The following is a 16533-nucleotide window of genomic DNA, read 5'->3' on the forward strand; positions in this document are numbered from 1 at the left end:
GTCACGGCACGGATCCAGACGCGCAGGGCCGGTTCTCGGCCCGCGGTGCGGCGGGACCGACGACCGGCCGGAATTCTTCCCGCCCGTCCCGGCCCCGGCCTCCCTCTCGCCGCTCCCCGACCTCAGAGGGGGTACGTCTCTCCGTGGTGACCAGCACAAAGCGCCACAAGCCAGACCGGCGCACCTATGTTCTCGACACCAGCGTCCTGCTGGCCGACCCGAACGCCGTGAGCCGCTTCGAGGAGCACGAGGTCGTGCTGCCGATCGTCGTGGTCACGGAGCTGGAGGCCAAGCGGCACCATCCCGAACTCGGCTACTTCGCCCGGCAGGCCCTGCGCCTGCTGGACGACCTCCGGGTGCGCTACGGCCGCCTCGACGCCCCCATCCCGACCGGGGACCTCGGCGGGACCCTGCGGGTCGAGCTCAACCACTCCGACCCCAGCGTGCTGCCCACCGGCTACCGGCAGGGGGACAACGACTCGCGCATCCTCGCGGTCGCCCGCAACCTGCAGGCCGAGGGCTTCGACGTCACGGTCGTGTCGAAGGACCTGCCGCTGCGGATCAAGGCGTCCTCGGTCGGCCTGCTGGCCGAGGAGTATCGCGCCGAACTCGCCATCACGGACGCCTCCGGCTGGACCGGCATGGCGGAGCTCGCCCTCTCCGGGGAGCAGGTCGACATCCTGTTCGAGGCCGGGCGGGTGCACGTGCCCGAGGCGGCCGACCTGCCCGTGCACACCGGCCTGACGATCCAGTCCGAGCGCGGCCACGCGCTGGGCCGGGTCACGCCCGAGGGCGACGTGCGGCTGGTGCGCGGCGACCGGGAGGCCTTCGGTATCAAGGGCCGCAGCGCCGAGCAGCGCATCGCGCTCGACCTGCTGCTCGACCCGGAGGTGGGGATCGTGTCGATGGGCGGCCGGGCCGGCACCGGCAAGTCGGCGCTGGCGCTGTGCGCGGGCCTGGAGGCGGTGCTGGAGCGCCGTCAGCACCAGAAGGTGATGGTCTTCCGCCCGCTGTACGCGGTGGGCGGGCAGGAGCTCGGCTATCTGCCCGGCACCGAGGCGGAGAAGATGAGCCCCTGGGCGCAGGCGGTGTTCGACACGCTGTCCGCGGTCACCAGCCGCGAGGTCATCGAGGAGGTCACCGCCCGCGGCATGCTGGAGGTGCTGCCGCTCACCCACATCCGCGGCCGGTCCCTGCACGACGCCTTCGTGATCGTGGACGAGGCGCAGTCGCTGGAACGCAACGTTCTGCTGACCGTTCTGTCCCGGATCGGGGCGAACTCCCGGGTCGTTCTCACCCACGACGTGGCGCAGCGGGACAACCTGCGGGTGGGGCGCTACGACGGTGTCGTCGCCGTCGTGGAGAAGCTGAAGGGGCATCCGCTCTTCGCGCACGTCACCCTCACCCGGTCCGAGAGGTCCCAGATTGCGGCCCTGGTGACCGAAATGCTGGAGGACGGTCAGCTCTGAGCCGTCCGGGTGAGATGTTCAACTTCACAGGGGCGACGCGGTGATGGGCGCCGTCCGGCGAAGCCAGAGAGCCTAGCCGGGCGGCGCCGTCGTGTACGGCGGTTCCGTGAAATCCCCTCCGTCAAACAAGGTGTGAGCTTTCACACGCAACTCGGAATTGCCATCGGGCGTCGGGTTACGGCAAAGTCTCGTTCCTGTCAGGCCCCGCATACGACACACCCGCGCCCCCAGCGGTGCGGAGCCCCAGTGGCAACACCGCCAACTCCATAGCGTCGTCGTATGCCGCCCGAGCACCATGCGGCGCTCCCGAAGAGGGGAGTTGCCCACCGGGCCCGCGCCTCCCGTGACCCCGTAGTTGGGGAGGCCAGTGCCAGGGGCACGATCGCGTCCGCCAGGGTCACCGAAGCGGGCGATGCTGGAAGGAAACCGTGTGAGCCGGATTTCGGTCCGGGGATTCGCAGTGGCCTCCGCCACCGCGGTCACCGCAGTCGGAAGCGTGGTCGGCGTTGCCTCGGGCAGTACCGCCCAGAGCAACGACGCCGAGGCTACGGCCTACGAGACGACGACGCTCCTCGCGGACATCCCTGCCGGCCAGCAGGCCCAGGTGCAGACCGCGTCCCTGACGCAGCAGGCCGACGCGCAGGCCATCGCTGCTGACGCGACCGCCAAGAAGGCCGCCGAGGAGGCGGCCCGCAAGGCGGCCGCCGAGACCGCGATCAAGAAGAAGGAGGCCGCCGAGCAGGCGGCCAAGGCGGCCAAGGAGCGCGCCGAGGCGAAGAAGGCCGCGAGCCGCGACGCCGCCCGGAGCGTCACCGACTTCCCCGTTCAGACCTCCTACACCGTCGCCCAGATCCAGGCGATGGCGCAGCAGATGGTCCCCGCGGGCCAGTTCCAGTGCTTCAGCAACATCGTGGACCACGAGTCGAGCTGGAACTACCAGGCGGTCAACGCCTCCTCCGGAGCCTACGGCCTCTTCCAGGCCCTGCCCGGCTCCAAGATGGCCACCGCGGGCGCCGACTGGCGCACCAACCCCGCCACGCAGATCAAGTGGGGCCTGAACTACATGAACAGCCGCTACGGCAGCCCCTGCGAGGCGTGGTCGTTCTGGCAGGCCAACCACTGGTACTGAGCCGCTGCCGAGCCGTTACCGAGCAGAACGGCCCTCGCGGCCGCTCTCAACCCCGCGCAGCCCCTTCCCCGTCCTTAGGGGGAGGGGCTTTCGCCGTGTACGGTCGGACGGACGACTCCGGGGGAGTGGTGGGCAGAGACGGGGCAAGAGGACGGATGATGTCGCGAGTACCGGGGTGGCTCGGCCGGCTGGGCGCCGGACTGACCGACTTGGGCGAGCGGTTGGAGGAGCGCCGAGCCGAGGTGGAACAGGAACCGGCCGAGGGCGAGCCGCCGCCCGGTGAGGCACAGCACCTCCACGCCGACCACGTCACCGTTGTGCCGGCCCGGCCGGATCCCGCGCAGGCGGTGCCCTGGGGCGTGCGGGTGGCCGCCGAGGCCGGCTGGCGCATTCTGGTCCTCGCCGGGACCGTCTGGGTGCTCATGCGGGTCATCAGCGCGGTGCAGCTGGTGGTGCTGGCGTTCGTGACCGCGCTGCTCATCACGGCGCTGCTGCAGCCGACGGTGACGCGGCTGCGGCGGAGCGGGGTGCCGCGCGGCCCGGCGACCGCGCTCACCGCGGTGCTCGGGTTCGTGGTGATGGGCCTGATCGGCTGGTTCGTGACCTGGCAGGTCATGGAGAACATCGACACCCTCTCCGACCAGATCCAGGACGGCATCGACGAGCTGCGCAAGTGGCTGCTGCACAGCCCCTTCCACGTCACCGACAAGCAGATCAACCGGATCGCCAAGAACCTGCGCGAGGCGATCGGCGCCAACACCGACCAGATCACCTCGGCCGGCCTGGAGGGCGTGACCGTCGTCGTGGAGGCGCTCACCGGCATCCTCCTGACGATCTTCTCCACCCTCTTCCTGCTCTACGACGGCGAGCGGATCTGGGCCTGGTGCCTGAAGCTGGTCCCCGCCGCCGCCCGCCCGGGCGTGGCCGGGGCCGGCCCGCGGGCCTGGCGCACGCTCACCGCCTACGTGCGCGGCACGGTGCTCGTCGCCCTGATCGACGCCATCTTCATCGGCCTCGGCATCTACTTCCTGGACGTGCCGATGGCCGTCCCGCTGGCGGTGTTCATCTTCCTCTTCGCCTTTGTCCCGCTGGTCGGCGCGGTCGTCTCCGGCGCCCTCGCCGTCGTCGTCGCGCTGGTCACGCAGGGCGTCTTCACCGCCGTGATGACCCTGGTCGTGGTCCTGGCCGTGCAGCAGATCGAGGGCCACGTGCTGCAGCCCTTCATCCTCGGCCGCGCCGTGCGCGTCCACCCCCTCGCCGTCGTCCTGGCCGTCTCCGCCGGCGGCATGGTGGCCGGCATCGGCGGTGCCGTCGTCGCCGTCCCGCTCGTCGCGGTCACCAACACCGTCGTCGGCTACCTGCGCGCCTACTCCCAGCAGCCCGTCCCCCGCCGCCCGCCGCCGCCCCCGGCCGGTACGGAGTCGTCAGCCCCGGCCGACTCACCGGACCCGGCGCGGTAGCGGGCGGCCGGGCAGACGAACGGGCCCCCGTCCACCGTGCGGTGGACGGGGGCCCGTGAGCGCGGGGGCCGGACCGCTCCTAGTCGGTCAGCGCGGCCTCGGCGTCCAGGGTCGTGGCGACCGCCTGGACGACCGCGGCGATCTTGAAGGCTTCCTGGATGACCTCCCGGTCGACGCCCGCCTTGCGCAGGACCTGCTCGTGGGAGTCCAGGCACATGCCGCAGCCGTTGACGGCGGAGACGGCGAAGGACCACAGCTCGAAGTCGACCTTGTCGACGCCGGGGTTGCCGATGACGTTCATCCGCAGACCGGCGCGGAGGTTGCCGTACTCCGGGTCGGACAGCAGGTGGCGGGTGCGGTAGAAGACGTTGTTCATCGCCATGACGGCGGCCGCGGCCTTGGCCGCGGTGTACGCCTCCGGCGACAGGTGCGTCTTCGCCTCCGGCTCCAGCTCCCGCAGCACGATGGGGGAGCGGGAGGCGATCGCGGTCGCCAGTACCGTGCCCCACAGCTGCTGGGCCGGCAGGCCGGAGTTGCCGATGACCGAGCCCAGGTTGAGCTTCAGGTCCTTGGCGTAGTCCGGGATGCGGGACTTGAGGGAGTCCAGGGACACGACTCACTCACCAGCCAGGAGCTTGACCGGGTCGAGGGTCTCGTCGCCCTTGTTCCAGTTGCAGGGGCACAGCTCGTCGGTCTGCAGGGCGTCCAGGACCCGCAGCACCTCCTTGGGGTTACGGCCGACGGAGCCCGCGGTCACCATGGTGAACTGGATCTCGTTGTTCGGGTCGACGATGAAGACGGCGCGCTGCGCGAAGCCCTCCTCGTCCTCGATGCCCAGCGCCCGCATGAGCTCGTGCTTGGAGTCCGCCATCATCGGGAACGGCAGCTCGCGCAGGTCCGGGTGGTCCTTGCGCCAGGCGTGGTGGACGTACTCGGAGTCGCCGGAGAAGCCGAGGATCTGAGCGTCACGGTCGGCGAACTCGTCGTTCAGCTTGCCGAAGGCCGCGATCTCGGTCGGGCACACGAAGGTGAAGTCCTTGGGCCATGCGAAGATCACCTTCCACTTGCCCTCGTAGGTCTTGTGGTTGATCTTCTCGAACTCCTTGCCCTTCTCCAGCGAGACGCAGGCGGTCAGTTCGAACTCGGGGAACTTGTCACCAACAGTGAGCACAGGCTCTCCTTGCAGCGAAGAAACGCCAATTTTGTCAGCGTTTCCCATGGGTTGGACGTTGTTGATGTTGGCACAGGGTGCATTGATTCGTGAAATAGCTACACTTGGTCGTGTTGATCGGAGGTAGCTATCAGTGGTCGCGGGAAAGCGCAGGTTGCCCAGCCTCTCCCAGCTCAGGGCCTTCGCCGCCGTCGCCGAGCACCTGCACTTCCGGGACGCGGCCGCGGCGCTCGGCATGAGCCAGCCCGCCCTGTCCAGTGCCGTCTCGGCGCTGGAGGAGACACTCGGTGTCACCCTCCTGGAGCGTACGACGCGCAAGGTGCTGCTCTCGCCCGCCGGGGAACGCCTCGCCGTACGCGCCAAGGCCGTCCTGGAGGAGGCCGGCGCGCTGCTGGAGGAGGCCGAGGCGCTGCGGGCCCCGTTCACCGGCGTGCTGCGCCTGGGCGTGATCCCCACGGTGGCGCCCTATCTGCTGCCCACCGTGCTGCGGCTGGTCCACGAACGGTACCCCGACCTGGACCTGCAGGTGCACGAGGAGCAGACCGCCAACCTGCTGGAGGGACTGGCCGGCGGGCGGCTGGACCTGCTGCTGCTCGCCGTGCCGCTCGGCGCCCCGGGCGTCGTCGAACTCCCCCTGTTCGACGAGGACTTCGTGCTCGTCACACCGCTCGGCCACCGGCTCGGCGGACGCACGGGCATCCCGCGGGAGGCGCTGCGGGAGCTCAACCTGCTGCTGCTGGACGAGGGGCACTGCCTGCGCGACCAGGCCCTGGAGATCTGCCGGGAGGCCGGCCGGGAGGACGCGCCGGTGACCACGACCGCCGCCGGGCTGGCCACGCTGGTGCAGCTCGTCGCGGGCGGGCTCGGCTGCACGCTGCTGCCGCGCACCGCGCTGAAGGTGGAGACCTCCCGCAACGACGGCCTGCTCACCGGGTACTTCGCCGATCCGGCCCCCAGCCGCCGTATCGCCCTCGCCATGCGCGCCGGCACCGCCCGCGCGGCCGAGTACCGGCAACTGGCCGCAGCCCTGCGGGAGGCACTGCGGCCGTTGCCGGTACGGGTGCTGGACGGGGGCGCGTGAGCGGCCGACGGGGGTGACGGCCGGGCGAGCGGCCGACGGGGGTGACGGCCGGGTGAGCGGCCGACGGCGATCGGCGGGCCGCCCCGCCGGGCCCCGCCCGCAGGCGCCCGGTCACGCGCACGGCGTCACTCCGTGCGCAGCCCCTCCGGGCGCACCAGTTTCAGCAGCGGGGGCAGGCTCAGGAGGGTCACCGCGAGGACGACCCCCGCGCCGACGCCGGTCATCGACAGCACGCCGCCCCAGTCGATCCTGACCGGCGTGGCCGTCAGCTTCAGCAGCACCGCGCCCAGCGTCAGCCCGGTCGCGGCGGCGAGCAGCAGGCCCAGGGTCACGGGGATCGCCGCCTGCCACAGCACCGACAGGCCCAGGGTGCGGCGCCGGGTGCCGAAGGCGACCAGGGACGACAGCAGCGTGCGGCGCTCGCGCAGCTGCTCCAGCTGGGAGACGAGCAGGCTCGCGCCGATCAGCACCAGGACGCAGGCGGCGCCGACGAACAGGCCGGTGCGCAGGGAGGCGAAGCGGGGGGAGCGTTCGACGGACGACCAGGTGTCGACCGTGCTCAGCGGGGAGACGGCCGCGGCCGTGTTGCGTACCCGCTCCTCCACCTCCGGCACCGAGCGGTCGATCGAGAGGTAGATCTCCCCGCGCAGGCCCGGGCCCGCGGCCGCGGGCAGGGCGCCGGGTGTGGCGAGGAAGCCGCCGCGCCGGTTGCCGAGCAGGTCCGGGCGGGACGGCGCCCGCTTCATGTCCCGCGGCAGCCGCCAGGGCACCTGACGGCGTTTCGGGCTTCCCTCGTACGACGGGTCGACGTACAGTGTCCGGCCCGCGCGGGCCAGGTGCGGGGTTTCGGTGTCGTATTCGCCGCCGGTCACGGCGAACACGTCGCCGTCGCGGCACGAGGGCAGGTCGGCCACCTGGCGCAGGGCGGCGCAGTCGCCCACGGTCAGCTCAGTGCCGTGCACGGGATCGGCGGGCCGGTCGCCGATGCCGCCCTCCGCGTAGCCGAACACCCGGCGCACGCCAGGGGTGTGGCGGAACTTCGCCAGGGCCGGGGCGACGGGCACGTCGCCGGGCAGCGTGGCCTGCATCTGCGCCCGGGTGAGGTCGTGGGGGCTGCTGCGGGTGTAGTCGTCCTCCACCCCGGCGAACAGCATCTGCAGGGCGATCGCGCCGGCCACCGCCACGGCGATGCCGTTGACCGTCCGCGCCGCCGTACCGCTGCTCAACTGCAGGCGTCGTACGGCCAGTTGCCAGGACACCCCGCCCGCGCCGAGCCGGGCGACGACCGCCTCGACCCCCCACGGCAGCAGCGCGGTGACCCCGACCAGCAGCAGGACCACGCCGCCGGTCACGAGGTACTGGTTGAAGTCGCCGTTGCGGTTGCCCTGGTCCACCATCGGCGCGAGCAGCGCCAGGCCGCCCAGCGGCAGCAGCAGCCGCCACCACAGCCGGCGCCGGGCCGGCCGGGCCGCGCGCACCACACCGAGCGGCTCGATGACCACCCCGCGCAGCGCCAGCAGCGTCACCAGCACGGCGGCCGCGGGCACCGCCACGACGACCAGCGCGACCAGCGCGGGAGCGGGGGTGATGTCACCGGGGAAGACACTGACGTCCAGCACCTCCAGACGCGCGGCGAGTTGACGGCCCACCAGGAAGAACACGGCGCCGAACACCAGCCCGAGCAGGGCGCCCGCGAGGGCTTCGCCGGCCGCGACGCGCCGGGTCATCCACCGGTCGGAGCCCACCAGCCGCAGCGCCGCCAGCCGCCGGTCGCGCCGCTCGCCGCCGAAGCGGACGGCGGCGGCGATGAACACGGCCACCGGCGTCAGCAGCACCACGATGACGACCAGGACGAGCAGGGTCAGCACCGGATCCCACGGGTCGGTCCGCGGACTCGGGTCGCCGAAGCGGCCGATGCGCCGGATCCGGCCGCCGTCGACCTTCCCCGCCAGGTCCCCGGCGCCCCGGTAGAAGGCCGGCTCGTTCGGGCCGATCAGGCCGTCGTCGCCGATGGTGCCCACGATCCGCTGCGGCAGCCGCTGCCGCAGCAGCCTGCCCTCGTCCGACTCCAGCAGCCGCTGCAGCGCCGGGGACACCACCATCTCGCCCGGCCGCGGGAAACGCGCGACGCCCGGCGGCAGCGGCGCCTTGGGGCCCTCCGGCTGCAGGACGCGGCCGCGGATGCTCTTGCCGTGGAAGTCCGTCGGGACGGACGCGATCACCAGCGCGTCGCCGGCCGCGGGCGCGGCGGCGTTGCCGTAGGTGAGGTCCTCGCGCGCCAGGGCGCGCGCGCTGCGGGCCGCCAGCGCATTCGGCAGCGAGGTGGCGAGCAGCAGCAGCGCCACGCCGAGCCCGACCCCGACGGCCGTCAGCAGCGCCCGCACCCACCCCTCGCGGCCGCCCGCGAAGGCGAACCGGACGCCCAGGGCGAGGTCCCCCGTCCACTGCCGCGCGCTCATACGGCGCGCTCCATGTCGCGGGACCTGCCGTCGCGTACGACGATCTCGCGGTCGGAGTAGGCGGCCACCCGCGGCTCGTGCGTGACCAGGACGACGGCGGCGTTGGCCGAGCGCGCGGCCTCGGTGAGCAGCTCCATCACGCGCTCGCCGTTGAGGGAGTCCAGGGCACCGGTCGGTTCGTCGGCGAAGACCACCCGCGGGCCGGTGACCAGGGCGCGGGCGACGGCGACCCGCTGGCCCTGGCCGCCGGAGACCTCCCCGGGCCGCTGGCCGGCCAGGTCGTCGACCTCCAGCCGCTCCAGCCAGGTCCGGGCCCGCCGCTCGGCCTCCCGGCGGGGCGTGCCGTTCAGCCGCAGCGGCAGCGCGACGTTCTCCACACAGGTCAGCTCCGGCACCAACTGGCCGAACTGGAACACGAACCCGAACTCGCCGCGCCGCAGCGCACTGCGCTCGGCGTCACTCATCGCCGTCAACTCCCGCCCGTCGTACGTGATCGTGCCGGAGTCCGGGACGACGATCCCGGCGAGGCAGTGCAGCAGCGTCGACTTGCCGGAGCCGGAGGGGCCCATGACGGCGACGATCTCGCCGGGGTGGATGGAGAAGCCGGCGCCGTCGAGGGCGACGGTGGGGCCGTAGGCCTTGCGCAGGTCCTCGGCGACGAGCAGAGAACCGGCCGGGGCGTTCACGGGGTCACCGCCGCGGCGAGCTTGTCCAGGCGGGCGGCGGTCAGTTCCAGCCAGCGCAGGTCGGCCTCCAGGTGGAACAGGGCGTGGTCGCAGATGAGCTGGTCGGCGAGGTCGCCCTTGCGCTTGCGGTCGGTGAGGACGCGCATCATGCGCAGGTGCTCGGAGCGCTGGGTGTCGAGGATGCCGGCGGCGTCGCGGCGGGTGAGCAGCGCCAGCACGACCTTGATGTAGAGGGTGGACTGCAGGTACGGCTCGGGCTTCTCCGGGGTGGCCAGCCAGCGCTCGACGTCGGTGACGCCGGCCTGCGTGATGGCGTACCGCTTGCGCTCGGGGCCGCCGCCGGGCTCGATGCCGTCGACCTCGACCAGGCCGTCCCTCAGCAGCCGGGACATCGTCGAGTAGACCTGGCCGTAGTGCAGCGGCCGGTCGTGACCGAACTTCTCGTCGAAGGTCCGCTTCAGGTCGTAGCCGTGACGCGGCCCGGACTCCAGGAGTCCCAGAAGAGTGTGACCGATGGACATGCCGAGCACACTACACGGCGTGTATACGCGGGGTGTATACATCGAGTGCGGACGGGGGTGGCGGGCCGTGCGACCGTGCAGGTGGCGGGCGATTGTCACGGTTCCGCCACGACGGGCTGGAGTACGCCTGCCGCGACGGTCTGGTGCACGCCCGCACGACGGCCCGGTGCACGCCCGCCGCGGCGAACCGGCATGCCCGGGGCGGGACTTCGGGGTCGTGCGGCGGCCGGTGTCCTGCGACGACCGGTGCCCTACGACGGCCCGGTGTCCTACGACGGCCCGGTGTCCTACGACGGCCCGGCGTCCTTCGGCGGCCGGCCCCGGCGCGGCAGCGGGCCCGCCTCGCGCGGCAGGCGGCCTGCCTCGGCCAGGGCGCGGCGCAGCAGGAACTCGATCTGGGCGTTGGCCGAGCGCAGCTCGTCGGACGCCCACCGGGCCAGGGCGTCGTACACCGACGGGTCGAGCCGCAGCAGCACCTGCTTGCGCTGCCGCGGCCGGCGCCCGGGCGGGCCCTGGGGGGAGTCCGGGGAAGCCGGGGAGCCCGAGGAGTCCGGGGAAGCCGGGGAGTCCGGGGAAGCCGGGGAGTCCGGGGAGTCCGTCACTGGTAGAGGGTCCCGGCGTTGAGGACGGGCTGCGGGGCCCGGTCGCCGCACAGCACCACCATCAGGTTGGACACCATCGCCGCCTTGCGCTCCTCGTCCAGCTCCACCAGGCCCTGCTCCATGATGCGCCCCAGCGCCGCCTCCACCATGCCGACCGCGCCGTCCACGATCTGCCGCCGGGCGGCGACGACCGCGCCGGCCTGCTGCCGCTGGAGCATCGCCGAGGCGATCTCGGGGGCGTAGGCGAGGTGCGTGAAGCGGGACTCGACGATCTGCACGCCGGCCGTCGCCACGCGCGCGTGCAGTTCGGCGGCGAGCTTCTCGGTGATCTCCTCGGCGTTGCCGCGCAGCGACAGGCCGTCCTCGTCGTGGGCGTCGTAGGGGTACTCGATGGCGATGTGCCGCACGGCGGCCTCGGTCTGGGTGACGACGAACTGCACGTAGTCGTCCACCTCGAAGGTGGCCTGGGCGGTGTCGCGGACCCGCCACACCACCACGGCGGAGAGCTCGATCGGGTTGCCGTAGGCGTCGTTGACCTTGAGCACGGGCGTCTCGTGGTTGCGCACGCGGGTGGAGATCCCGGTGCGCGAGGTGAAGGGGTTGACCCAGCGCAGGCCGTCCTCGCGGATGGTGCCGCGGTAGCGGCCGAAGAGCTGGACCACGCGGGCCTCGCCCGGCGCCACCATGTTCAGCCCGCACATCGCGAGCAGGGCGGCCACACCGAGCAGGACGCCGAGGGCGATCAGGGCGGCCTTGGCGCCGGCCGGGCGCACCGCGACGCCGCACGCCAGCAGGCCGGCCGCGGCGAGCAGCCCGGCCAGGCCGCCCAGCAGCGCCAGGCCGCCGGCGACGCTGCGCGCGGGGAACTCCCGCACCCGCGGGGCGGGCATCTCGGGCAGGTCGGGTATCTGGGACATGAGGTGGTCTCCCCGTTCGGTGAGGTGCCCGCAGCGGATGCGACGGGCTAGCCAAGTGATATCACTTTTCCCCGCCGTGGCAACCTTCACCCCCTCCCGGCCGTCGGTTCCCTTGGAAGGGGTGCTGATTCTCACGTCCGTAAAAGACGGGATGACGGGCCCTTTGTCGCATACGGCGGTGTTAGCTTTCTGAGCCGACCTGAGCGACCCGTGTGACGGGCGGGGCGAGAAACGACCGAACCAGAGCGAATCAGGGCGAACAGAGCGACACGCGAAGAGACCGAACGAGACCGAACGAGACGGAACGAAGCGGAGCGAGCGGAGTCATGGGACGAGCGGAAGAGAGACGAGCGCGGCAGCGCGGCGGCCGCCGCGCTGCGCCCAGGAACCGCTCGGCGCAGACCGCGCCGGCCGCGTCGCCGGCCGGGTCGCCGTCCGTGGCGGCGCCGGGCGGCCGCGCGGCCGCCCGCCGCGCCGGACGGGGCGGGCGGGGCGCCGGGCCCCGCAAGGGCGGCATACGCCGGTTCTTCACCTGGAAGAGGATCCTCGGCACGTTCTTCGGCCTGTGCCTGCTCGGCATCGGCGGCTTCGTCGTGCTCTACCTGCTCGTGCCCATCCCCAAGGGCAACCCCATCGCGACGCAGCAGAGCAACGTCTACAAGTACAGCGACGGCACGATCATGGCCCGCGACGGCAAGGTCAACCGCGAGAGCGTGGACCTGTCCAAGGTGCCCAAGCCCGTCCAGCGCTGCTTCGTCGCCGCCGAGAACAAGACCTTCTACACCGACTCCGGCGTCGACCTGAAGGGCACCGCCCGCGGCCTGATCAACACCCTCACCGGCAAGGGCACGCAGGGCGGTTCGACCATCACCCAGCAGTACGTCAAGAACTACTACCTCAGCCAGGAACAGACCGTCACGCGCAAGCTGAAGGAACTGGTCATCGCGTTGAAGGTGGACCGCGAGAAGACCAAGGAGGACATTCTCGCCGGCTACATCAACACCAGCTACTACGGCCGCGGCGCCTACGGCATCCAGGCCGCGGCGCAGGCCTACTACCGCGTCGACGCGAGCCGGCTCACCGTCGAGCAGGGCGCCTACCTCGCCGCACTGCTGCAGGCGCCGAGCCAGTACGACTGGGCGGTGGCCACCGACACCGGCAAGAGGCTGGTGAAGGCCCGCTGGAACTACGTCCTGGACAACATGGTCGAGCAGGGCTGGCTGGACAAGGGCGCCCGGGACCGCATGACGTTCCCGGTGCCCAAGGAGCCCAAGGCCACGCCCGGCAGCGAAGGACAGAAGGGCTACCTGATCGACCTGGCCAACAAGCAGCTCGAACAGCAGCTGATGAAGCAGCAGGGCCTCAGCGCCTCCGAGGCCCAGGCCAGGGTCGAGCACCAGGGCTGGACCGTCACCCTGAACATCGACCGGCACAAGCAGACCGCGCTGGAGAAGGCCGTCAAGGCGCAGCTGACCAGCAAACTGGACAAGAAGAAGCGCAAGGTCGACGGGGCGGTGCAGGCCGGCGCGGTCTCGGTCGACCCGCGCACCGGGCGGATCGTGGCGCTGTACGGCGGCGTCGACTACTTCGACCACTACCTCAGCAACGCCACCCGGGACGACTACCAGCCCGCCTCCACCTTCAAGCCGGTCATCCTGGCCGCCGCCCTGGACGGCGGCGCCCGCACCCAGGACGGCACCCCGATCACACCGAACACGGTCTACGACGGCACCAGCAAACGCCCGGTGGTGGACCACGGCACCAAGGTCGGCTTCGCCCCCGAGAACGAGGACGACCGGGACTACGGCGACATCACCGTGCAGACGGCGATGAACAAGTCCGTCAACTCCGTCTTCGCGCAGATGGGCGTCGACGTCGGCATGCGGGAGGTGCTGAACGTCGCCGGCCGGCTCGGCATGGACACCGCCGGGCTGAAGGCGGTGCCCGCGCAGACCCTGGGCAGCATGGGCGCGAGCCCGCTGCAGATGGCCGGCGTCTACGCCACCCTCGACAACCACGGCCGGAAGGTCACCCCGAGCATCATCAAGTCGGCCGAGCAGCAGGGCCGCAGGCTGCAACTGCCGGACCCGGTGGGCGACCGGGTGATCGGCCGCGAGGCCGCCGACACCGTGACCTCCGTGCTGACCGGCGTGGTCGACGACGGCACCGCCAGGACCTCGGTGCGCGACAACCCGCTGCGCGGCGGCCAGCCGGTCGCCGGCAAGACGGGAACCTCCGACAACGACAAGTCGGCCTGGTTCGTGGGCTACACGCCCAAGCTGGTCACCGCGGTCGGCCTGTTCGGCGAGGACCCCACAACCCACGCCCAGATCCCCCTCACCGGCGCCACCGGCCTCATTCCCGGCACCGGCCGCATCAACGGCGGCGGCTACCCGGCGCAGATCTGGGCGGCCTACACCTTCGGCGTGATGGACGGCGTCACCCGGTTCGACCTGCAGACCACGCAGGGCGCGGCGGTCCGGCCGTCCAGCACGCCGAGCGTGACCCGGACCCCGTCGCAGACGCCGTCGCACACCCCCAGCAGCTCCCCGCCGGCCTCCCCGTCGCCGTCCGAGACCCCGTCGCAGACTCCCTCCGGCACCCCGTCGCAGACCCCGTCGACCCCGCCGCCCACGGCACCGACGGCGACCGCCTCGGGCAGCGGCCGCCCGACACCACCGGACAACCCGCTGCTGCCCGGCGACGGCCAGTGACGTCAGGGGGCGCCCGGCTTGAAGGCCGGGCGCCCCCTGCCACGTCCTGACGTCCTGCTCCGGATCTCTGCCCGGCTCAGACCTGGGTCGCAGATCTGGGCCTCAGACCCGGATCTCAACCCCGGATCTCAGCCCTGGTTCCGGTTCAGCTCGAACCACACCACCTTGCCCGCGCTCAGCCGCGTCGCCCCCCACCGCCGGGCCAGCCGGTTGACGAGGTACAGGCCGCGGCCGCCCTCGTCGGTGGCGCGGGCCTGGCGCAGGCGGGGCAGCTGGGGCACGTCGTCGCCGACCTCGCAGCGCAGCACGTCCGTGCGCAGCAGGCGCAGGGTGACCGGGCGGGAGGCATAGCGCACGGCGTTGGTGACGACCTCGCTGACCAGCAGCTCGACGGAGTCGCTCAGCTCCTCCAGGCCCCAGCGGGCCAGGGCGCGGCGGGCCAGGCGGCGGGCCTTGGCGGGAGCGGAGTCCTCCGGCTCCAGGAACCAGTACGCCACGTCGCTCGGCGCGATCCCGTCGAAGCGGGCGGCGAGCAGCGCGATGTCGTCGTCCCGGTCGCCCGGGCCGAGCATGTCCAGCACCTCGTCGCACAGCGCCTCCAGGGGCGGCGGGTGGTCCGGCCCCGTGAGCTGCGCCGTCGCCGACAGCTTCTCCCGCAGCTGCTCTATGCCGGTCCACACGTCCCGCAGCCGGGACTCCACCAGCCCGTCGGTGTACAGCAGCAGCGTCGCCCCGGCCGGCGCCTCCAGCTCGACCGCCTCGAAATCGACGCCGCCGACGCCGATGGGCGCGCCCGCCGGCACGTGCAGCACCTCGGCCCGGCCGCCCAGGTGCAGCAGGACGGGCGGCGGGTGGCCGGCGTTGGCGATGGTGATGCGGTGCGCGACCGGGTCGTAGACGGCGTACAGGCAGGTCGCCATGCGGTCGATGCCGAGCCGCTGCGCCTGTTCGTCGAGGTGGTGCAGCACCTCCTGCGGCGGCAGGTCGAGGCCGGCCAGGGTCTGCGCGGTGGTGCGCAGCTGGCCCATGATCGCCGCGGAGGTCATGGAGTGGCCCATGACGTCGCCGACGACGAGCGCGACCCGGCTGCCGGGCAGCGGGATCGCGTCGTACCAGTCGCCGCCCACCCGCGCGGTCTCGGCCGCGGGCAGGTAGCGGGAGGCCAGCCGCACGCCGGTGCAGCGCGGCAGGGTCTCCGGGAGCATGGTGCGCTGCAGCTCGTCGGCGATGTAGGCCTCGCGGCCGTAGAGCACCGCCTTGTCGATGCCGAGCGCGCTGTGCGTGGCGAGCTGGGCGGCGACCAGCAGGTCGTCCGGTTCGAACGCGAGCCGTTCGGCGCGGCGCAGGAACAGCGCGGCGCCGATCACCCGGCGCCGGCCGCGCAGCGGCGCGAGGATCGCGTGCTGCCCGCCCGGCACGGTCGCGTCACCGGCGCCGGCCTCGCCCAGGAGCTCGGCCAGCGCCGCCTGCGCGGCCGGGGTGTCGGTGAACACCGGCCGCACGCCGCGCAGCACCTCGCCGAGCGCGCTGCCGGGCCGCACCTCGCACAGCTCGGCGCCGCCCACGGACAGCTCCGGCTCGGGCGGCAGCGCGGGCACGAAGCCCACCCCGTCGGTGTCCCGCTCCGGCGGTATCCGGTCGGTGCGGCGCAGCCGCAGCACCAGCGGCCCGACGGGCCGCTCGTCGCCCACGGGCAGCGGTTCGCGCAGGTAGACGAGGATCGCGTCGGAGAACGTCGGCACCGTCGCCCGGCACAGGCCCATCACGATCTCGTCCAGGTCCATGCCGCGCGCGATGCGCCGGGTGGCCGCGCCCACGAAGCGCAGCCGGTCCCCGTCCCGCCGCATCGGCATGGGCCGGCCCGGGGGCAGTCCCTGGCCGGTACGGCGCTCCCGGCCGCCCGGCGGCTCGAGAGCCTCGGCGGAACGCTCCTGCTCGCCACTCGGCTGCACCGGGATGCCCTCCGGGACGGGACGCGGGCGGTGATGGATGTCCGGCTCGGCGGCCGCCGGCTGCGCGTGCTCGGGACCGGCACCGCCGGGCGCGGGCGTGAGAGCGGCCGCGTCCGCCGGGTCGGCGGATTCCCCGCCGGTGCGGGACTGCGCGGGTAAAGCGGTGACGTCCGGGGCGAGCGGCGGTGTCGGGGTGTGCAGCAGCGCCCCACGGGGGTCCAGGGGGTCCACGCCCGCCGGGGGGTGCTCGAAGGAGGAGGTCCGGTGCTCCGTCACGCGTGTCGAATCCATCCGTCCGGGGTCGCGCGCCGTGCGTGCCCACGTGCGTGCATAGCGTCCCGCAGAAGTCCCGATACCCGGAATACGTGTCCC

Annotated in this window: 13 protein-coding genes; 5 read left to right on the forward strand and 8 right to left on the reverse strand. The window is 72.7% G+C overall.

Annotated features, from left to right (window positions below; translation table 11 throughout):
* Positions 1-143: 143 nt before the first annotated feature.
* From phoH2 to IE225_RS17715, 3 genes are all read left to right on the forward strand, one after another.
* The gene (phoH2, locus tag IE225_RS17705; protein ID WP_190058503.1) at positions 144-1469 is read left to right on the forward strand and encodes an RNA 5'-3' helicase PhoH2; all 1326 of its coding nucleotides are present in this window, start codon (positions 144-146) and stop codon (positions 1467-1469) included.
* Between the two features lie 412 nt (positions 1470-1881).
* A complete protein-coding gene (locus IE225_RS17710) occupies positions 1882-2598 on the forward strand; it encodes an aggregation-promoting factor C-terminal-like domain-containing protein (RefSeq protein ID WP_190058504.1) in 717 nt (238 codons plus the stop codon).
* A 158-nt stretch (positions 2599-2756) separates the two neighbouring features.
* Positions 2757-4058, forward strand: coding sequence for an AI-2E family transporter (locus tag IE225_RS17715; protein WP_190058505.1), 1302 nt, complete (start codon positions 2757-2759; stop codon positions 4056-4058).
* Positions 4059-4137: 79 nt separating this feature from the next.
* On the opposite strand, the gene IE225_RS17720 is transcribed toward IE225_RS17715, so the two are convergent.
* Positions 4138-4671 carry an alkyl hydroperoxide reductase gene (locus IE225_RS17720; RefSeq protein WP_190058506.1) on the reverse strand — a complete coding sequence of 178 codons (534 nt, stop codon included), beginning with the start codon at positions 4669-4671 and terminating at the stop codon, positions 4138-4140.
* Positions 4672-4674: 3 nt separating this feature from the next.
* Positions 4675-5229: a peroxiredoxin gene (locus tag IE225_RS17725; RefSeq protein ID WP_190058507.1), complete on the reverse strand. Its 555-nt coding sequence runs from the start codon at positions 5227-5229 to the stop codon at positions 4675-4677.
* Between the two features lie 133 nt (positions 5230-5362).
* On the opposite strand from IE225_RS17725, the gene IE225_RS17730 reads away from it, so the two are divergent.
* Positions 5363-6310 carry a hydrogen peroxide-inducible genes activator gene (locus IE225_RS17730; protein WP_190058508.1) on the forward strand — a complete coding sequence of 316 codons (948 nt, stop codon included), beginning with the start codon at positions 5363-5365 and terminating at the stop codon, positions 6308-6310.
* Positions 6311-6435: 125 nt separating this feature from the next.
* Here IE225_RS17730 and IE225_RS17735 read toward each other — a convergent pair whose 3' ends face one another.
* The 5 genes from IE225_RS17735 to IE225_RS17755 form a co-directional block, all read right to left on the reverse strand.
* Positions 6436-8769 (reverse strand): ABC transporter permease, encoded by a 2334-nt coding sequence (locus tag IE225_RS17735; protein WP_190058509.1) that lies wholly within the window; start codon positions 8767-8769, stop codon positions 6436-6438.
* Positions 8766-9455, reverse strand: coding sequence for an ABC transporter ATP-binding protein (locus tag IE225_RS17740; protein ID WP_190058510.1), 690 nt, complete (start codon positions 9453-9455; stop codon positions 8766-8768). The genes IE225_RS17735 and IE225_RS17740 overlap by 4 nt, the downstream gene beginning before the upstream one ends.
* Complete coding sequence (locus tag IE225_RS17745) at positions 9452-9976, reverse strand: PadR family transcriptional regulator (protein WP_190058511.1); 525 nt, start codon at positions 9974-9976, stop codon at positions 9452-9454. The genes IE225_RS17740 and IE225_RS17745 overlap by 4 nt, the downstream gene beginning before the upstream one ends.
* Positions 9977-10263: 287 nt before the next feature.
* The gene (locus IE225_RS17750) at positions 10264-10629 is read right to left on the reverse strand and encodes a type II toxin-antitoxin system antitoxin (protein ID WP_190058512.1); all 366 of its coding nucleotides are present in this window, start codon (positions 10627-10629) and stop codon (positions 10264-10266) included.
* Positions 10575-11495, reverse strand: a complete 921-nt coding sequence (locus IE225_RS17755) for an SPFH domain-containing protein (RefSeq protein WP_190058513.1) — start codon at positions 11493-11495, stop codon at positions 10575-10577. The genes IE225_RS17750 and IE225_RS17755 overlap by 55 nt, the downstream gene beginning before the upstream one ends.
* Before the next feature lie 326 nt (positions 11496-11821).
* On the opposite strand from IE225_RS17755, the gene IE225_RS17760 reads away from it, so the two are divergent.
* Positions 11822-14209, forward strand: a complete 2388-nt coding sequence (locus IE225_RS17760; RefSeq protein WP_190058514.1) for a transglycosylase domain-containing protein — start codon at positions 11822-11824, stop codon at positions 14207-14209.
* A 128-nt stretch (positions 14210-14337) separates the two neighbouring features.
* On the opposite strand, the gene IE225_RS17765 is transcribed toward IE225_RS17760, so the two are convergent.
* Positions 14338-16452 (reverse strand): ATP-binding SpoIIE family protein phosphatase, encoded by a 2115-nt coding sequence (locus IE225_RS17765; RefSeq protein ID WP_190058515.1) that lies wholly within the window; start codon positions 16450-16452, stop codon positions 14338-14340.
* Between the last annotated feature and the right edge of the window lie 81 nt (positions 16453-16533).

This window comes from Streptomyces echinoruber, assembly GCF_014651135.1.
Taxonomy (GTDB): Bacteria; Actinomycetota; Actinomycetes; order Streptomycetales; family Streptomycetaceae; genus Streptomyces; species Streptomyces echinoruber.